This window comes from Solibacillus sp. FSL H8-0523 (assembly GCF_038051985.1).
Taxonomy (GTDB): Bacteria; Bacillota; Bacilli; order Bacillales_A; family Planococcaceae; genus Solibacillus.
This window is the reverse complement of record NZ_CP150291.1, coordinates 2,267,443-2,286,264: the sequence shown is the minus strand read 5'-3', so window position 1 is coordinate 2,286,264 and position 18,822 is coordinate 2,267,443. Positions and strand designations below refer to the sequence as shown.

Annotated in this window: 14 protein-coding genes; 11 read left to right on the top strand and 3 right to left on the bottom strand. The window is 41.0% G+C overall.

The window, feature by feature from the left end; genetic code table 11:
• Positions 1-190 precede the first annotated feature (190 nt).
• The 5 genes from rnz (at position 191) to NSQ62_RS11275 (ending at position 6,313) form a co-directional block, all read left to right on the top strand.
• Positions 191-1,129 carry a ribonuclease Z gene (gene rnz, locus NSQ62_RS11295; RefSeq protein ID WP_341320244.1) on the top strand — a complete coding sequence of 313 codons (939 nt, stop codon included), beginning with the start codon at positions 191-193 and terminating at the stop codon, positions 1,127-1,129.
• Positions 1,130-1,257: 128 nt separating this feature from the next.
• Positions 1,258-1,779, top strand: coding sequence for a sigma-70 family RNA polymerase sigma factor (locus NSQ62_RS11290; protein ID WP_341320243.1), 522 nt, complete (start codon positions 1,258-1,260; stop codon positions 1,777-1,779).
• A complete protein-coding gene (locus NSQ62_RS11285) occupies positions 1,772-3,319 on the top strand; it encodes a hypothetical protein (RefSeq protein WP_341320242.1) in 1,548 nt (515 codons plus the stop codon). Before NSQ62_RS11290 ends, NSQ62_RS11285 begins: the two co-directional genes overlap by 8 nt.
• A 311-nt stretch (positions 3,320-3,630) precedes the next feature.
• Positions 3,631-5,625, top strand: a complete 1,995-nt coding sequence (locus tag NSQ62_RS11280) for a HAMP domain-containing methyl-accepting chemotaxis protein (protein ID WP_341320241.1) — start codon at positions 3,631-3,633, stop codon at positions 5,623-5,625.
• 454 nt (positions 5,626-6,079) lie between these two features.
• Positions 6,080-6,313 (top strand): acyl-phosphate glycerol 3-phosphate acyltransferase, encoded by a 234-nt coding sequence (locus NSQ62_RS11275; RefSeq protein WP_341320240.1) that lies wholly within the window; start codon positions 6,080-6,082, stop codon positions 6,311-6,313.
• Positions 6,314-6,350: 37 nt separating this feature from the next.
• On the opposite strand, the gene proC is transcribed toward NSQ62_RS11275, so the two are convergent.
• The gene (gene proC / locus NSQ62_RS11270; protein WP_341323926.1) at positions 6,351-7,187 is read right to left on the bottom strand and encodes a pyrroline-5-carboxylate reductase; all 837 of its coding nucleotides are present in this window, start codon (positions 7,185-7,187) and stop codon (positions 6,351-6,353) included.
• Between the two features lie 366 nt (positions 7,188-7,553).
• Here proC and NSQ62_RS11265 point away from each other — a divergent pair, with 366 nt between their 5' ends.
• Complete coding sequence (locus NSQ62_RS11265; RefSeq protein WP_341320239.1) at positions 7,554-8,495, top strand: MBL fold metallo-hydrolase; 942 nt, start codon at positions 7,554-7,556, stop codon at positions 8,493-8,495.
• Between the two features lie 44 nt (positions 8,496-8,539).
• Here the strand turns inward: NSQ62_RS11265 and hmpA are convergent, their stop codons facing one another.
• Positions 8,540-9,700 carry an NO-inducible flavohemoprotein gene (hmpA, locus tag NSQ62_RS11260; RefSeq protein WP_341320238.1) on the bottom strand — a complete coding sequence of 387 codons (1,161 nt, stop codon included), beginning with the start codon at positions 9,698-9,700 and terminating at the stop codon, positions 8,540-8,542.
• A gap of 208 nt (positions 9,701-9,908) precedes the next feature.
• On the opposite strand from hmpA, the gene NSQ62_RS11255 reads away from it, so the two are divergent.
• From NSQ62_RS11255 to NSQ62_RS11235, 5 genes are all read left to right on the top strand, one after another.
• A complete protein-coding gene (locus NSQ62_RS11255) occupies positions 9,909-10,352 on the top strand; it encodes an Rrf2 family transcriptional regulator (protein WP_341320237.1) in 444 nt (147 codons plus the stop codon).
• A 58-nt stretch (positions 10,353-10,410) separates the two neighbouring features.
• Positions 10,411-11,157, top strand: a complete 747-nt coding sequence (locus tag NSQ62_RS11250; RefSeq protein WP_341320236.1) for an SDR family NAD(P)-dependent oxidoreductase — start codon at positions 10,411-10,413, stop codon at positions 11,155-11,157.
• Positions 11,158-11,612: 455 nt separating this feature from the next.
• On the top strand, positions 11,613-12,821 hold the full coding sequence (locus tag NSQ62_RS11245) for an argininosuccinate synthase (protein WP_341320235.1): 1,209 nt from the start codon (positions 11,613-11,615) through the stop codon (positions 12,819-12,821).
• Between the two features lie 73 nt (positions 12,822-12,894).
• Entirely contained in the window at positions 12,895-14,268 is a 1,374-nt protein-coding gene (gene argH, locus NSQ62_RS11240; protein ID WP_341320234.1) for an argininosuccinate lyase, read from the top strand.
• A gap of 717 nt (positions 14,269-14,985) precedes the next feature.
• A complete protein-coding gene (locus NSQ62_RS11235) occupies positions 14,986-16,599 on the top strand; it encodes an MFS transporter (RefSeq protein ID WP_341320233.1) in 1,614 nt (537 codons plus the stop codon).
• A gap of 173 nt (positions 16,600-16,772) precedes the next feature.
• On the opposite strand, the gene NSQ62_RS11230 is transcribed toward NSQ62_RS11235, so the two are convergent.
• On the bottom strand, positions 16,773-18,764 hold the full coding sequence (locus NSQ62_RS11230; RefSeq protein ID WP_341320232.1) for a methyl-accepting chemotaxis protein: 1,992 nt from the start codon (positions 18,762-18,764) through the stop codon (positions 16,773-16,775).
• Positions 18,765-18,822: the final 58 nt, after the last annotated feature.

The window sequence follows — 18,822 nt, the reverse complement described above, 5'->3', positions numbered from 1 at the left end:
TGAATCCCCACTGAATTAAGTTAAGCCCCGGCGGAAGTCACAGATTTTTAAAGGAGTTTAAAAGAGGAAGTCAGCCTAAATGCGTCACGTCCTGTGACAACGGCGGACTGACCCACATCATGTGGCCCCAACTCGAAAAAATCTGGACGCAATTACGCCGAGGCGTAATTGATATAAACTGGAGGATACGATGCAACTACATTTTTTAGGAACAGGCGCAGGGATGCCTTCAAAAGATCGTAATACAAGTGCGCTTGCATTAAAGCTATTAGAGGAACGAGGCTCGATTTGGTTATTTGACTGCGGTGAGGCAACGCAGCATCAAATTTTACACACCACAATAAAGCCACGTAAAATTGATAAAATTTTTATTACGCACCTGCACGGGGATCATATTCTAGGATTACCTGGCTTTTTAAGCTCGCGTTCCTTTTTAGGTGGCGAGGACACATTAACAATTTACGGACCAAAAGGCTTAGAGCAGTGGATTGACATGACGTTAAAATTATCTAAAACACATGTCACGTATCCGATTGATTTTGTCGAGGTGCAAGAAGGAATTGTTTTTGAAGACGCACAGTTTATCGTACGTGCAATGCCACTGCAGCATGTTATTGAGTGCTTTGGGTATCGCATTGAGCAAAAGCCATTGCCTGGGGAATTATTAATTGAAAAAGCCCAGCAACTAGGTGTTCCTAAGGGGCCGCTGCTAGGGCAATTAAAGGCAGGTCATAATGTGACATTAGAAGACGGTACAGTAGTGTCGAGTAAAGACGTCACAAATCCACCGCAACCAGGCTTCGTCGTCACGATTTTGGGGGATACGAAGTTTTGTGAAAATGCGGTTGTCCTTGCGCAACATGCGGATATTGTGGTGCACGAGGCAACATTTGATCACGGAACAATTGAGCTCGCAGCACAATATGGCCATGCGACGAATACAGAAGCTGCACAAGTTGCCAAACAAGCGAATGCTAAAAATCTAATCTTAAATCACATTAGCGCGCGCTTTCTAGCAAAGGATTTAATCCCTTTCCTAGACGAGGCCGCCCAGATCTTCTCAAGTGTGTATTTAGCAAATGACCACAGTGAATTTGAATGGCGTCAGCATACTTTAAATGAAATTTAATGGAAAACTCGCGAATTAGTCGCGGGTTTTTATTTTTCACAAAAATGATGGGTCGTTTTAAAAAAATTGAAACTATTCTCATTCCTCATCCGTCTATTGGGCAAAGGTTCTTGAAGGGAGGCGTGGCAATGGATACATATGAGCTCAAGCAACTGATGCGAGCCCACGGAGATTATTTAGTGAAGCTGTCGTATATTTACGTAAAAAGCTGGAGCACTGCAGAGGAAATTGTGCAGGATGTGTTTGTGAAGTTTTTTGAAACGCAGGAGCAATTTGAAGAGCGTGCTAGCATCAAAACATATTTAGCAAAAATGACAATTAATAAAAGTCATGATCATTTGCGCAGTGTAAGTGGGCGTCTGAAAATTTTACGGCAAATGTGGCAAACTGCTAACAAAACGCAGCCATCCATAGAACAGGAAACGTTGGAACGCCTCGCTAAAAACCAAATTGCGGATGCAGTACTCCAGCTGCCGCTCAAATACCGCGAAGTGATCGCGCTTTATTATTATGAGGAATATACGAGCCGTGAAATTGCGGAGCTACTGGATGTTTCAGAAAACACGGTAAAAACACGTTTAAGGCGTGGGCGAACGCTCTTAAGGCCAAAGCTTAAAGATTTTCAAGGTGAGGTGAAGCTAGATGACTAAAATAAAAGAACAGTTGCAAAACGTTTTAAGTGAGCAACAGCGCTTTACGGAAAAAAATGAGCAGGCCGTTTTAGCGCGGCTTCAAAAAAAGAAGCGCTCGCTAAACATACCGATCATTGCGTGCTGTTTTACAGTGCTTGCGGTTATTTTTATTGTGCTTACGACAAGTCCTAGCGATTCACCCACTACCGCAACTGAAGCATCACTACTCGCTTATCTTAACGAGCAGGCGGCAGGGCAGGATGTGGAAATCCTGTATCAAAAATTGAATGTAGTCGAAAAGCAAGATGCGCTTATTGTGTACCAGCTATCGAATAACAAGGAAATGATTAAGACTGAATATGTTCAATTTAAGGATAAAAAGTATCAGCAAGTTCACAAAATAGATCTCCCGATTGAAACGCCTTATTTATGGCAAGCAACGAATAATGCCCCTTATTTAACGGCGGGCATCATGATAAAGCACAACGTCAAGCAAGTTTTTGTTGGCGAGAAGAAGGCGCAGCTTGTTGATTTAGACGACGGCTGGCTGTACTGGGTTCAGTTTTCAAATGAGCTAGCGAATCGGGTTGTCGTGGAATATAAGAATGGAAAATTAGAACGTCTTGAAGGATATGGCGAACAATCCACACATAGCATTCCTTATGTTTCGTTCACTTCGGATACTGAGTCGACTATGACGTATTTGTCGGACACGATGGACCGTGGACGTCATGATTATTCCGCTTATCCGGTCGTTGTTGACGAGCAGCTAGCGAAACTGGAGCGTAAAGATGTGATTCTCTATGAAAACGACCAAGGGCAAACGGTCATGAGCCGCGTACTCGGCTTACCAGGGGAGCGGTTTGCTATTCAAAACGGCACGGTCATCATTGAGGAAATCCCGTTTCATGAGGATTCAGGCTTTGCCAAAATCGGAGGGGAAACCGTTTTTGAAGTGTATAAAGAAAAAATGGGTAATCACCTCGCAAATGAAGATGCAGCAAAATCCATTTTTTATTATGAGCTGCCTGAGGTCGTTTTGCAGGAAAATGAACTGGCAGTCGTCCCGGATAATTGGATGCGCGGAGCTATTGAAGTCATTTCACGCACGCGTATAAAAGGCAAGGTGCTCGGCTATGAAGCAGGAGCGGTAGCAAAGAATATGTGGACATCTGCTGAACGCGACTTATACGAAGCATTCAAAACATCAAATGATCTCGAGCTTTTGCGCGATGAAACACCGATCACGATTGCGCGGATTTACATGTACGCAAGCTTTATAAATGACAAACAAAGCGAGTATAAGCTGTTGACGACACTTGAAAACCACATTGTTTGGTCAGAGGAGGAGCATTTACGAGTAAGACCAGCGTTTGAGGAATTGGCGGCAAGGGAGCAAGCTATTCAAATTTCGCCGCATTTACTTGAAGGGGAATTTATCCAAACTGATGAAGTAAGTGGCTACATCGCCTTCTCGGATGGCGAGCAGGAGCATGGCTTCCAAATGATTTTAAATGAACAAGGCATTTGGCAAGTGGCTTTTATGCCGCTGCAATAAAAATATGCAAGCGTGCTGTGAGATTTTTCTCAAGCACGCTTATATTTTGTAGGCTGTGATATGCCAGTCTGTTTTTTTATTATTTTCCACTGAAATATTAATAATTTGCAATAAATTTTGAATGTATGCATGATGAATTTGCAATTTTTATAATCAAAAGTCATTTAAAACTACCTCTTTAAACTGAATTTTTTGTGACAAATATCCCATGTATTAGAAAGTATTTAACATTTTACTTGAAAAGTACTTAAAACATAATTCGAAATAAAGTAAAATTATAGAAAAAATAAACTTTATAGGGGAAATCGAATATGATTAAGTTTAAGTCAATGAAATGGAAAATGATGGTTCCTATACTAATCGGAGTCGTGCTGTTAATCGGTGGTTTTGCGATGTATATATACAAAACAACCGAAGATAGTATCCATAATCAGGGTGAAGCATTAGTAGAATCGGTTAAGTTAGGTTTAGAGGGTTCTATACTTTCGCGCCAAGTCACAGAAGAAATTATGGAAACGGAAATGATTGCACAGTCAACACTCATCTCATGGATTGTTGAAAATGGTGGTACGCATGAGGATTTAAAAGAATTAGCCAAGCGCGGCGGTATGGATGAAATTTGGAGCACCGATGGACAAGGGAATACAACGTTAACGTCCATTGCGCCAAGTGTTGATTTCAACTTTGGCTCTGATCCAAATGGTCAAGCGTATGAATATATGCAATTGTTAAAAAATCCAAGCGATGCGATTACACAACTCGCGCAAATTCGTGACGTAGACGGAAAATTTTATAAGTTTGTTGGGACAGGCTCTTGGAATTCAGCAAATCCAAAAATTATTCAAGTCGCACGTAACGGCCAACGTTTATTAGATTTAGAGGCACAAATCGGGAAAGATTTTTACATGAATGAATTAAAAACACATTTAAATGACACCGTTCTGTATGCATCAGTTATTACCAAAGACGGCGAAGTGTTAGCGCAAACGGAAGCGTCAGAGGTCAATTTTGATGTAGCGAATTTCAATGGAACGGATATGACACAACTGGCAACAAGTTTTAATGGCGAGAAGGCAATGAACTACCTTGTGCCTTTATCGGATGGTCATATTTTAGCGATTACGATTTCAAATAAAGTGTTAACGGCCATTTTAATTGCGACAATTATTGCGGCAATTATAGCAGTAGCCATTGTAATGGGGATTACAGACTTTACGATTACACGCCAAATTCGTCGTATTAAAAGCGTCCGTGATTCGTTAGATGATATTAGTAACGGGGAAGCGGATTTAACAAAACGTATTGAGTTGCAATCTCGTGACGAAATCGGCCAGCTCGTTGCAGCATCAAATGCAGTGATGGATAACTTCCAAAAAATTATGCTGGAATTAAAAGAGCGTTCAGAAACAATTCATGGTACATCGACACAGATTCAAGGCTTTTCATCGGCAACATCGATGGCATCGCTTGAAATTCAATGTGAAACAGTGGGGGTTTCAAATGATTCAAAAGTTCAGTTACGTAATATTGAAGAAAGCTCGCTTGCGATGGATGAGTTAGCGCGCGGCATTCAGGAAGTAACCGAATCCATTATGGAAATTTCAACACATGCCAATAATACCGAAAACAACGCACAATCAGGCTCAGATATTATGAATGAATTAATGAAAGAACTGGCACATTTACATGAAGAAACAAAAATTTCAGTAGATCGTACACAGCATTTAGCCAATTTATCAGATAAGATTGGTGAATTTACAAACGTCATTACAGGCATTTCTGATCAAACAAACCTACTAGCGCTTAACGCGTCGATTGAAGCTGCACGTGCCGGTGAATCAGGTAAGGGGTTCGCAGTCGTAGCAGATGAGGTTCGTAAGCTTGCAGAAGAATCGAAAATAGCAGCAGACCGCATTGCCAACGTGGTAACTAGCGTACAACACGAAACGGAGCATATCGTTTCAGCGATTTCAACGACAGCAAGCGTGCTAGAAGATGGGCGTAAAATTGCCGACCAAGCACACGCTTCGTTCGAAGGAATCGTTGAAGGTGTAAAACAAATTGCCGATCAAGTGGATATTTTATCAAGCTCGTCAGAAGAGATGGCGGCAAGTACCGAAGAAATCGCGGCTTCGTTTGATGATGTGGCCTTATTATCAAAACAAACGACCGGTCGCGTTGAAAACGTAGCGAATTTTACTACGGAGCAAGTAAATGAAATGACACAGCTCAATAGCTCAGTAGATACATTATTCGGAGTATCTTCAGAGCTACAAGAAATTACAGGGCGTTATAAATTGAAATAAGTATTGTACCGGCATTTCCACATTGGAGATGCCGGTTTTTATATGGCTTATCACCGAAATATGGGGTTGTTTTTTTATAAAATTTTACTTTTTTGATTGTTGGCAATACAGACTTTAATGCCGTTTGCGCTGTTGCGAGGCGGTGGATTATGGAAAAGTATGACGTTTTTATATATAAGCAAATTTTATGCCAAAGTAGAGTGACGCAAAGTGGAGGGGGGACTCCAGCGGGAACAGCACGCGCGGAAAATCCATTTTTTGTGCCGCCGTAAAAGGCGCAAAAAATTAGTTGGAGCCGTGCCCGCGGAAAGCTTCCCCGGAACGTAGCAGAACGGATCCTATTAAAAAGTATCCATTCTGTTTATTGAACTTTTTCATACCCGAATTATGGTGATTCAACAAAATTATAGTAATATTGAGAAAAAATGCGTTATAATGAGTAAAAGGGGGATGAATGATGCAACAACCAACAATTACACCAAAATTACTTCGGCTACTAGTCATTTTTCCAAATGTTATGAGTTACATATTATTATTCGGCGTTGTCATCTATATTCGTACAAATTTAGAGCTTTTAAAAGCAACGGACGGCTTAACGATGTGGCTGATTTTCGCAGCAATACTAGGACCAATCGCGATTTACACAACGTATAGCATCGTCAAACGGATTCGTGCAGGGGTATTATAAGTGAAAGGCTTCGTTCAAGTTTGAACGAAGCCTTTTCTTACTCACCTTTCGCTAATTCACGGGAACGGTTTTCTGCACTGCGTATACAACTAGCAATCGCCTCGTTAAAAGCCATCGCTTCAAGCGCATTGATCCCAGCTTCCGTAGTGCCACCTGGACTCGTCACTTTTTTGCGCAGTACTTCCGGTTCCTCCTTCACGGATTTCAACATTTCCGCTGAACCTGCAATTGTTTGTACCATTAATTTACGGACAATTTCCTTCGATAAGCCAAACTCAGTCCCAACACGTTCAAAAGCTTCGACTAAATAGTATAAATAGGCCGGGCCACTTCCTGAAAGTGCAGTAACGGCATGAAGTTTATCTTCCTCCACTTCAATGACAATCCCAACAGCCTCAAGCATTTGTATATAAAGCCCGCGCTGTACAGCGGATACAAGTGGATTAAAGGCAATTCCTGAAGCAGACATGCCAATCGTTGCGGAAGTATTCGGCATGACACGGGCAATTGGTCGATTGCCTAAATGATCTTCAATTGTCTGCATGCTAATGCCCGCTAATACGGAGAGTACCGACGTATCTTCTTCTACGTAAGGGCGAATCGCATCCATTGCCACCCGTGCATCTTTGGGCTTCATTGCTAAAATGATTAAATCGGCACCTTGTAAGGCCTTATAATCTTTTAATTGGTTCACTCCGTATTTATTCGTCAGTTCATCTAAACGTTCTTGATTGGAACGGTTTGAAACATACACCTGTTTTGCATCAATGACGTCCTGCTCTACCCAGCCATGGATAAGAGCTTCCGCAATAGAGCCGGCGCCGATAAATATAATTTTTTGCATGATAATTCCTCCAATAGTATTTAATGCCATAATAAAAAGCATTTTCATCCTTCGTTAAAGGACGAAAACGCTTGAAGTTTCCGCGGTACCACCTAAATTCACACAAATTGTGTGCTGCTCGCTCCTTCTTATCGCGAAGGGCACGGTTATGTTGTCATAACAGCTCAAAAGGAGGTTCCATAATTTTAGTGGGCTATGCCGATTCCAGCAAACACGGCACTCTCTACAACCATAAAATAATGTACTTAACTTTATCGAAGCCTGTAAATTTAGAATTATCCAAAATTATAGTTATGTAATGAAAAACTGTCAAGTGAATGCGTGACGGATGTAGAAAAAAGGTGTAAAATAAATGAATATTCATTCATTAACGAGCAACATAAAGGGGATAGATTGATGGAAGTTCACAAAATAGTTATTCCAACACCATATGCGGTAGGTGACGTAAATGCTTTTCTAGTAAAGGGAGACACACTAACATTATTTGATGCAGGACCAAAAACAGAGGAAGCGTATGAAGCGATTAAATGGGGATTGCGCGGCGCAGGCTATGACATGAAGGATGTCGAACAAGTTGTATTAACCCATCATCATCCAGATCATGCCGGCTGGGTTGACGCATTTGTGGGTGCCGATATTTTAGGACACCGCTACGTGGACTATTGGATGCGAAAAACACCGGAGTTTTTTGCCTACTATGACCGCTTTTTCACAAAAATTTTACTCGAACAAGGGGTACCAGAAAAATATATTCCGAGAATATTAAAAGTAAAAGGGGAAGTCGAGCTGTTTGGAACGATTCCATTAACAAAATTTTTACAAGAGGGCGATGAAGTACCTGGGCATCCTGGCTTAAAGGTATATGAAACACCAGGACATGCACAAAGCCATTTAATTTTTGTCGATGAAGCGACGCGTGAATGTATCGGTGGAGACTTGCTTCTCGAGCGTACATCTTCGAATCCATTAGTGGAGCCGCCAGTAGAAATGTCGATGGAACGTCCAAAATCATTACTGCAATATAATGCTTCATTGAAACGTTTACGTGAGCTTGGTGTGACTAAAATGTATACAGGACATGGGAAAGAAGTGACAAATGTTGCGTCGCTTATTGATGACCGCTTTGAAAAGCAAAAGCACCGTGCGATGAAACTGCGCGACATGATCGAACAGCCCACTACAAATTTTGAAGCGACAACGCAGCTATTCGAGCGTATTTACCAGCAACAACTCGGTCTGACGCTTTCAGAAACGCTTGGTCAACTAGACTATTTAGTGGATGAAGGTTTAGCAGAGATGGAAATGCGTGATGGGGTTTATTTTTACAAAAAAGCATAAAAAAAGCGTGTTGAGAGGGTAACCCTTCAACACGCTTTTTGAAATTATTTAGAAGTTCTAATTTGTAAAGCCATTGCAGCACCGAAGAATTCGTAGTGAATTTTCTCAGCTGGTACGTTTAATTCAACTAAGCTTGAAATAACCGTTTCCATGAATGCAATTGGACCACACACATAAACTTCAGTACCTTCTTCAAGTACAGCGGCGATTTGCTCTTTTGTCACATAGCCCTCTGTATCGCTATAAACCGCTTTGTAAGTACCGCCTAAAGCAGCCACTTGTTGTTCGATTGTTTCTTTAAATGCCGCAACACGTTCATTACGTGCACATTGGATGAATGATGCTTTGCGGTTTTCCATTGTTTTTAACATCGCTTGTAATGGTGTTACACCAACACCACCAGAGATGAATAACACTGGCGCTTCGTTTTGTACTAATGTGAACACACCCGCTGGAGCACTTACTTGTACGTTTGTACCAACTTCTGATGCATGTAAGAAATTTGAAACGACACCGTTCGGATTCACATCATCTTCACGTTTAACAGAGATGCGGAAGTATTCTTCAGTACCTTCAGTAACTGTGTATTGACGGTTCATTAAGAATTCTTGGTTTGGTACTTGTGCGCGAATTGAAATGTATTGGCCGGCAGTGAATGCTGGTAATTTTGAGCCGTCTGCTGGTTGTAAATAGAATGATTTGACAACATCGCTTTCTTCCACGATTTTTGCAATTTTGAAGTCTTTAAATAATCTCCAGCCGCCATTGTTTTCAGCTGCTTTATAAAGATCTTCTTCTACTGAGATGAAGATATCCGCGATTACGCCGTATGCTTGAGCCCAAGCGTCAATAATTTCATCTGTTGCAGCGTCTCCAAGTACTTCTTTAATCGCTGCAAGCAAGTATTTCCCTACGATTGGGTAGTGTTCTGGTAAAATCCCTAAGCTTACGTGTTTGTGCGCAATTTGTACAACTGCCGGTACGATTGCTTCTAAGTTTTCAATGTGAACCGCAGCTGCATATACTGTGTTTGCTAAAGCTGTTTGTTGACGGTCTTTCTTTTGGTTCGTGTGATTAAAGATGTTTAATAATTGTGGATTGTCATTAAAAAGGTTTGAGTAAAAAGTTTTTGTGATCGCTAATCCGTGTACTTCTAATACCGGAACAGTCGCTTTAATTGTATCAATCGTTTGTTTTGTTAACATAATGGGTATCTTCCCTTCGTTTGCAAGAACTTGTTGTTCTTTGTGAATTCAATATACTGCTAGGTTTCCTTTAAAGCAATATATAAAATACATCTTTAACAAATTTGTCACAAAGATATATCTAAAATACATCTTTAAAAAATGAGTCGCAAAGGTCGACCAATCGTCAGAAAATGTTATACTGAAATTTAGAAAGTTGGTGAGAAACGTGCGCTTAACCGTATATACAGATTATTCTTTACGTACGCTCATGTATTTAGGCGTGCGTGGGACAGACCACTTAGCGACAATTCAAGAGATAGCAGATGCCTATCAAATTTCAAAAAACCATTTAATGAAGGTAACATATGATTTAGGGCAGCACGGGTATATTGAAACCATTCGTGGACGTGGGGGCGGGATTCGTCTAGCTGTTGACCCGAAGGATATTAATATCGGGGAAGTTGTTCGCAAAACAGAAGAAGACTTTCATTTAGTAGAATGCTTCAATCCGGAAAGTAATCTATGCAAGATTTCTCCTGAGTGTCAGCTGAAATTTGCGCTGCACCAAGCATTAAAAGCATATTTAGCGGTGTTGGATTCGTATACATTAGCAGATGTACTCGGATCAAAGGACGCTTTAACCGAATTATTTGGCATTACACGAAACTAGAACATCTAGATGTATCTAGTTTTTGTTTTAGAAAAATACGCAAAGATGTGAGGTAAATATGAAGAAAACTATTTTAATTACAGGTGCAACAAGTGGCATTGGGCGTAAAATGACAGAACTCCTAGTTGCACAGGGACACACCGTCTATGCAACTGGCCGTAACGAGGTAGCAATCAAGGCACTGGAACAGTTAGGCGCAATTGCCCTACAAGGCGATTTACGAAACCGCGCGGATATTGACCGCATCACAACACAGCTTCCTCCATTAGATGTGGCGATTTTAAATGCAGGCTTAGGCTACTTTGACAATGCCTTTGACTTAACCGATGATGAAATCGATCAAATGCTTGAAGTCAATGTACGCGCGCCAATATATTTGGCAAAGCGTTTAGCACCAGCAATGATGGAACGACGTAGCGGCCATTTTATTTTCGTTGGCTCACAGGCAGGGAAAGTCGCTACGAAAAAGGCGAGTGTCTATGCGGCGAGTAAGCATGCTGTTACGGGATTTGTGAATGGTCTACGCTTAGAGCTAGCGGAATATCATATTGCGGTAACCGGTATTTACCCAGGACCAATTGATACGCCGTTTCTTCAAAAGGCGGATGCTTCGAATGTATACCGTAATGCCATTGAAAATTTCTTAATTCAGCCAGAAAAAGTAGCAGCAGAAGTAGTACGTGCCATTGATAAACGCCCGCGTGAAGTTAATTTACCACGTATTATGGGCGTTACTAGTAAATTATATGCCGTCGCACCGAGCCTTGTAGAATTCGTTGGGCAGGGCTTCTTCAATAAAAAGTAACTCCCAACTTTTACAAAAGTATTCGTTTTACTGTATAGACGTCTTACATCATTAAAAATCGAATTAATAGTTAATACATCAAATTGCATATAAATGAATAACAGAGAGAATGCTTTTTTGAAACCTTACACGCCAAGTGCCATTTGGATGTAAGGTTTTTTTGTTTAAAAATAAAGATGATGTTGAATTGTTAATAGAATGTATAGCAATGAGAGTAGATAAACGTATTATGCAATTTTTTTGTATGATTCCATGAAGTATTAACGCACAATTTTTAGCGAAAAAACGTGTAAACGAGTAAAGTTGAAATGTTCGTGAACAATTGTTTTTAGAACGCTCAAAAAAGTCAAAAATTTTATATAAATGCAGTTGCGTTTATGTTTATAACGTGTTACTATTCGTGTATAAACTATTAATAAAATGTATAAACATACATCATTTTGGAGGCAACGAACATGGCAAACAAGAAAGTCGTATTAGCATATTCAGGTGGATTAGATACATCAGTAGCGATTCCATGGTTAAAGGAACAAGGTTGGGACGTAATCGCGGTATGTCTTGACGTTGGTGAAGGTAAAGATTTAGAGTTCATTAAAAACAAAGCACTTCAAGTAGGTGCTGTTGAATCATATATGATCGATGCAAAAGATGAGTTCGCAGAGGATTTCGCGCTTATTTCATTACAAGGGCACACATGGTACGAACAAAAGTATCCATTAGTATCAGCGTTATCTCGTCCACTAATTTCAAAAAAATTAGTTGAAATTGCAACAGAAACTAACGCAGATGCGGTAGCACATGGTTGTACAGGTAAAGGGAATGACCAAGTTCGTTTCGAAGTTTCGATTAAAGCATTAAATCCGGACTTAGAAGTATTAGCACCTGTACGTGAGTGGGGCTGGAGCCGTGACGAGGAAATCGAATACGCTGCGAAACACGGTGTTCCGATTCCTGCAACACTTGATTCACCATTCTCAATCGATCAAAACTTATGGGGCCGTGCAAACGAAGCGGGCATCATGGAAGATCCTTGGGTATCACCACCTGAAGAAGCTTACGGTTTAACAGTTTCAGTTGAAAATGCACCAGATACAGCGGAAATCGTTGAAATCGAATTCGTGCAAGGTAAACCAGTTTCACTTAACGGTCAAGAAATGAAACTAGCTGATTTAATCGAAGAATTAAATAAAGTAGCAGGTGCACACGGTGTTGGTCGTATTGACCACGTTGAAAACCGTTTAGTTGGGATTAAATCTCGTGAAGTATACGAAATTCCAGGAGCAAAAGTGTTATTAACTGCACATAAAGAATTAGAAGATATTACATTAGTAAAAGAAGTTGCACACTTCAAACCAATGATTGAGCACAAACTATCTGAAATCATTTATAACGGTTTATGGTTCAACCCAATCCGTGAAGCATTAGTTGCGTTCTTAAAAGAAACGCAAAAAACGGTAAATGGTACAGTACGTGTGAAACTTTACAAAGGTCACGCAATTGTGGAAGGCCGTAAGTCAAATAACTCTTTATACTCTGAAGAATTAGCAACTTACTCAAAACACGATAAATTCAACCATGCTTCAGCAGTAGGCTTCATCGAATTATGGGGTATGCCAACAGTGGTAGCAGCGGAAGTAGCGAAACAAACAAAAGTAACTAAATAAGTAGACAAGAAGAGCGATTCGGAGCCCGAGTCGCTTCTTCTATTAATCGCGATAAATGATAGGAGAGAACAGTATGGCAAAATTATGGGGCGGACGTTTCCAAAAGTCAGCAGAAGCATGGGTGGATGAGTTTGGCGCATCAATCGGCTTTGACCAACAATTAGTATTAGAAGATATTGAAGGATCTGTTGCACACGTAACAATGCTCGGTGCACAAAATATTCTACCAGCTGAAGACGTAGCGGAAATTTTAGAAGGCTTAGCACAGCTTAAAGTAAAAGCGGAGGCCGGCGAATTAGAATTCTTAGTCGCAAATGAAGACATTCACTTAAACTTAGAAAAAATGTTAATCGATTTAATCGGTCCTGTTGGCGGTAAATTACATACAGGCCGTAGCCGTAACGACCAAGTGGCAACTGACATGCACTTATTCTTAAAAAAACGTGTGCCTGAGGTTGTCGGTTTAATCGAAAACTTCCAAAACACAATCATCGTAAAAGCAGAAGAGAACGTTGAAACGATTGCACCGGGCTACACGCACTTACAACGTGCACAGCCAATTAGCTTTGCGCATCATTTAATGGTGTATTTCTGGCAATTACAGCGTGACAAAGAGCGTTTTACAGAATCAATGAAGCGTATTGATATTTTACCTTTAGGCGCTGGGGCAATGGCTGGGACAACTTTCCCGATTGACCGTTTAAAATCAGCAGAACTTTTAGGTTTTAGTGATGTTTACGCGAACTCAATGGATGCGGTTAGTGATCGTGACTTTATCGTAGAATTTTTATCAAATTCGGCGTTATTAATGACGCATTTATCACGTTTTGCAGAGGAAATTATTATTTGGTCGACGGATGAATTTAAATTTATCGAACTAGATGATGCGTTCTCTACAGGCTCATCTATTATGCCTCAAAAGAAAAACCCGGATATGGCTGAACTAATTCGCGGGAAAGCGGGCCGTGCGTTTGGGAACTTAGTTGGCTTATTAACTGTGCTAAAAGGGACGCCGTTAACGTATAACAAAGATATGCAAGAAGATAAAGAGGGCATGTTTGATACAATGGAAACGGTTCTTGGCTCACTGAAAATCTTTGAAGGTATGGTACGCACAATGACAATCAACAAGCCTCGTCTACACGCTGCGGTACATTCAGACTTCTCAAATGCGACAGAGCTTGCGGATTATTTAGCAACAAAAGGCATGCCATTCCGAGAAGCACATGAGGTTACAGGTAAGCTTGTCTTTACGTGTATTCAGCAAGGCATCTATTTATTAGATTTACCACTTGCAGACATGCAAAAAGAATCGTCACTAATTGAAGAGGACATCTATACGGTGTTAGCACCAGAAGCAGCGGTAAGCCGTCGTAATTCTCTAGGTGGAACGGGCTTTGAGCAAGTAAAAATTCAAATTGATAAAGCAAAAGCGTTATTAGCTTAAAAAATGGTACCTTCCTGCTTTTAGGAGGGTACTTTTTATTTGGTTTCTCACCATAAGTTGGGGATGGCAAGGTGAAAACGTTTTTCTAATGGAGGGTGTTCTGCTGCGCTACGGGGGGATACGCGTTAAAGCAAGGTGGTTTTAAGCTCGGGTCCATTGTACTGCGCTCCGGGGCAGGCTTTCCGGGCGGCGTGGCTCCAACTAACTTTTGCTGCCTCTGACGGCGGCAGCAAAAGTGGATTTTCCGCTCACGCTTAATCGCCAAGGAGTCCGCCACTGCGCTCCGTACAACTCTTTTCGTTGAAGCGGATGTATTGGTAGCCTCCCTCCGCTCAGCGTCACTCTACTTTTTTATAAAGTGAACTTTTGTAAAAATGGCGTTTCCTTTTAACAGAGCGCCACCGATAAGTACACCCTAGCATTTCCGTCCACCGCCGCCTCGCGAAGCGCAAGCGGCTTAATTGAGCGGTTTTCCCTTCACTTTATATCGAGAGAAACACTTTGTGATTGGCGTGCCTCGCAAACGGCAACAAAGACAGTGATAAAGACACGTATCACGTGGCTTTGTCGCGGTCTTGCCGTAGCACGCCAATCAAGATAAAAAAACTTCATTAGAAATAGCAACCCCATGTTTTAGTGATGAACTTTTTATTTACCAAAAATTACATTAAGGCGTATAATAGGAGACTAATAAACTGAATGAAAGGTGTCTTTTTTATGACAAATTCAAAATCCTCTGCAACATGGGCGATTACGTTATTTGCGATTGGTGTATTTATGGCCGCGCTGGACAATGGGATCATTAGTGCCGCACTGACAACAATCAACAATTCATTTGACGTATCAGCCAACTGGGGGGCATGGGGCGTTACAATCTATACGCTTGGTTTAGCGATTAGTGTACCGATTGTTGGTAAATTATCAGACCGTTATGGGCGTAAAAAACTATTTATCTTTGAAATTGCGTTATTCGGACTTGGGTCGCTATTAGTCGCACTTAGTCCAAACTTTACCTTTTATTTAATAGCTCGCTTTATTCAAGCAATGGGCGGCGGTGGTATTTTCATCATCGGTACATCGTATGTCGTTAGTACATTACCACAAGAGAAGCAAGGGAAAGCACTTGGGATGCTTGGTGGGATGAACGGGATTGCGGCTGTTTTAGGACCAAATATCGGGAGCGTGATTTTAGATTTAACTGGTAGCTGGCATTGGCTTTTCTTAATCAATGTGCCAATTGCGGTTGTATTAGTCATCTTAGGGATTACAAAGCTAGAAGAAACGAAAGATCCAACACCTGGTAAGCTCGATATGACAGGTACGGTGCTACTGTCCATTGCGATTTTAGGCATTATGTATGGTTTAACGAATATTGAAGGGGTGAATTTCTTCCGTTCACTGCTTGAACCAACCGTTTACCCATTCATTTTAGCGGGCGTAGCGATTCTAATCGTCCTGTATTTCTATGAAACACGTTTAGAGCGTAATGGTGGCGACCCGATTTTACCAGTGTCGTTAATGCGTCAGCCAACGTATTTATTAACATTAATGCTCGGGTTACTTTCAGGGGCAATGCTTGCAGGGATGATCTTCATTCCAGCGTTTACAGAGCAAGTTTTAGGCATTAAATCAGAGCATTCCGGCTACTGGATGACACCACTTGCACTAGCTGCGGGGATTGGTGCTGGCTTAGGTGGCGCTTTAGTTGATAAGAAGGGACCGATTGTCGCCGTTGTGTTCTCAGGCTTAATTGGAGCGATTGGCTTTTTCTTATTCCCAGGCTGGGTTGATGTGAAATGGCAATTTATCATTGCATCGATTGTCGCAGGTATTGGGATGGGTGTGCTGTTAGGTGCACCATTAAACATTTTAGCAACAGAAAAGCTGCAAGCGAATAAAGGAACAGCATTAGCATCACTGTCGCTTATTCGTACAATCGGGATGACGCTTGCGCCAACGATTTATGCAGGTTTTATTGCACGTGGCTTTAATGAATTACCAAATTTATTTAAAACTGATTTCCAATCAATTTTACAAACAAACATTGAAGAAGCGAACCTTTCTCAAGCTGCAAATGCGGAATTAGCACAAATCGGTAGCCAGTTTGCAGGTGGGGGAGAATTTTCACAAGAGCAAATGATGGGGGCCGTGCAAAATATACAAGATCCTACATTAAAAGAAGTTGTGCTCCGTTCGGTAAATGACGTGACCCAACTTGCAGCTCAAAACGGATATAGTGGGCTATTTACATCAGCAGCCATTATTGCGCTTTGTATTTTAGTCATTGGCCTTATTTTAAATCCAATTCGAAAAAAATCATTACAAGAATAATTTATTGTTTAGTTCGACTATTATTGGGTAACTTAAAAGTAGACTCATGCAAATTGTATGGGTGTAAAGTCTCTCCCCCAATAGTAGACTGAAAAAATGCCCTTTTGCGCATAAAAGGGCATTTTTTAATGCGCAAAAACGGGTATCCCTAACTCGTAGGATACCCGCTTTTTTCATAAAGTAAATTTCTTCACTGCAATGGCTAAGTCATTACTTAGGCTGTTTAATTGTTCACACTCTTCGGTTACGTTTTGAATCGCAGAAAGCTGTTCATCGCTTGAGGCACTTACTTCCTCACATGTAGCGGCGATGGCTTGCGAGTTTTGAGCTAATTCCTCGATTGTTGCAATAACATCTTCCTTACTATGCATCATCGTTGACAGGGCACGAGCTAACATTTCAAATGTTTGTTCAACACTTTCCATACTAGTTGAGATATCAGTAAATGTTTGCTTAGTATTGGTTACGACAGAACCTTGTGTTAACACAGATTTTTCCATGTCCTGCATTTGAAGCATAATCGAATAAGACTCTTGCTGCAAGGTTGTAATGGTCTTTTGAACTTGCTCTGTCGCAATAGCGGTTTGTTCAGCTAACTTACGTACCTCGTCTGCAACCACCGCAAAACCTTTCCCGTGTTCACCTGCACGTGCCGCCTCGATGGAAGCGTTTAATGCGAGTAAATTCGTTTGATTGGAAATGGCATTAATCGTATCAATGACTTCTGTAATCGTTGAAATTTTATGCTCAAGGCTGTTAACGACGTTTGTCATGGATTTAAAACTTGCCTGAGATTGTTCAAAGCTAATGAGTAATTCGTGCATGTTTTGCTGACCATACACATTTAATCGACTTGCCTCATTTGTAACGGCATGTAGTGCATTTGTATGCTTTTCTAGTGAGTTAATATGTTCCCCAAGGTCATTTGTTTGAATAGTTACTTCCTCATTATGTTCCGAAGCTTCGTTTGTACTAGCGGCAATTTCAGCCACGGCTTCTGATACAAGCATACTGGAAGCATTCGTTTCTTCGGCCATCGCACTTAAATGCTGTGAGCGTTGTTCCACTTGAATGGATGACTGCTGCACGACGTGAACAATGTCCTTCATTTCTCCGACCATGCTATTGAAGTTTTTCGCTAATTGACCAATTTCGTCTTTTGAATGCAAGTCAATTTTCGCAGTTAAATCGCCGTTTGCAACACGCCCCATTAGCTTACCGAGTGTTTGAAGTGGACGTACGATGCGAGAAATAACAATGAACAACACCGCAAACATGATTACAATAATGACAACAGTGATCATGAAAATAACTTTCTCAATGCTTTTCGCAATTTCATTTAATTTTTGTTCATTATAAACGGCCCCGATGTTCCAGCCGATTTCAGGGATTTTATTATAGACAACAATATGCTGTTGCTGATCAATGCTCGATTTTACAAAGCCGGATTCATTCTCTGCTTGTAAAATCTTTGCCACGGCATCTTGCTCGCTGATGTTTTCACCAGCATAGGTAGGATGGACGATGGCTACACCTTCGTTATCAATGATCACAGGTATGCCGTCATAGCCTAATTCGATTGCTGATACCATCGCGGTTAAGTTGTCTAACAAAATATCAACACCTAAAACCCCTATAATTTTGTTGCCATCTTGAACGGTAATCGAGCCGGTAATCGTCGAATTGCCTGTTGATTGATCTATGTATGGCGATGTCCAGTGCACACTTCCGGGCTTGTTCATACTATTGATGTACCAAGCGCGCGTAGTAGCATCGACCTCTTTTACCCCATCAAAGTGTGGCTCAATTGTTACAGATGATGCGTCTGCAAAATAGATAGATGATGCATCAGGATAGCTTGCGATAAAATTAGCCAGTTGTTTTCGATACACCTTATCATCTGCACTATTATAGGTACGATCTGCCTGTGCAAACGCTTTGACGTCTTCAGATAAAGCCATGCTTTGAAGTGATTGTTCATAGCCTTGTAAAAAAGAATCCATAGTTTGCGAAACTTGCTTTACGAGGGATTCACTCTGACCAACTACCGCACTTACAGTCTTATCTTTGATCATCATGGAACTAATCGAAGCAAGTGAACCAATTCCAACAATGACAATAAGTACAACGATCCCAATAATTCGCCATCGGATGGATGATTTCATAATGAGTAACCTCCTAGATTTAATGTAAGAAAACTCAAACCTTAAAGTAATTTTGTTT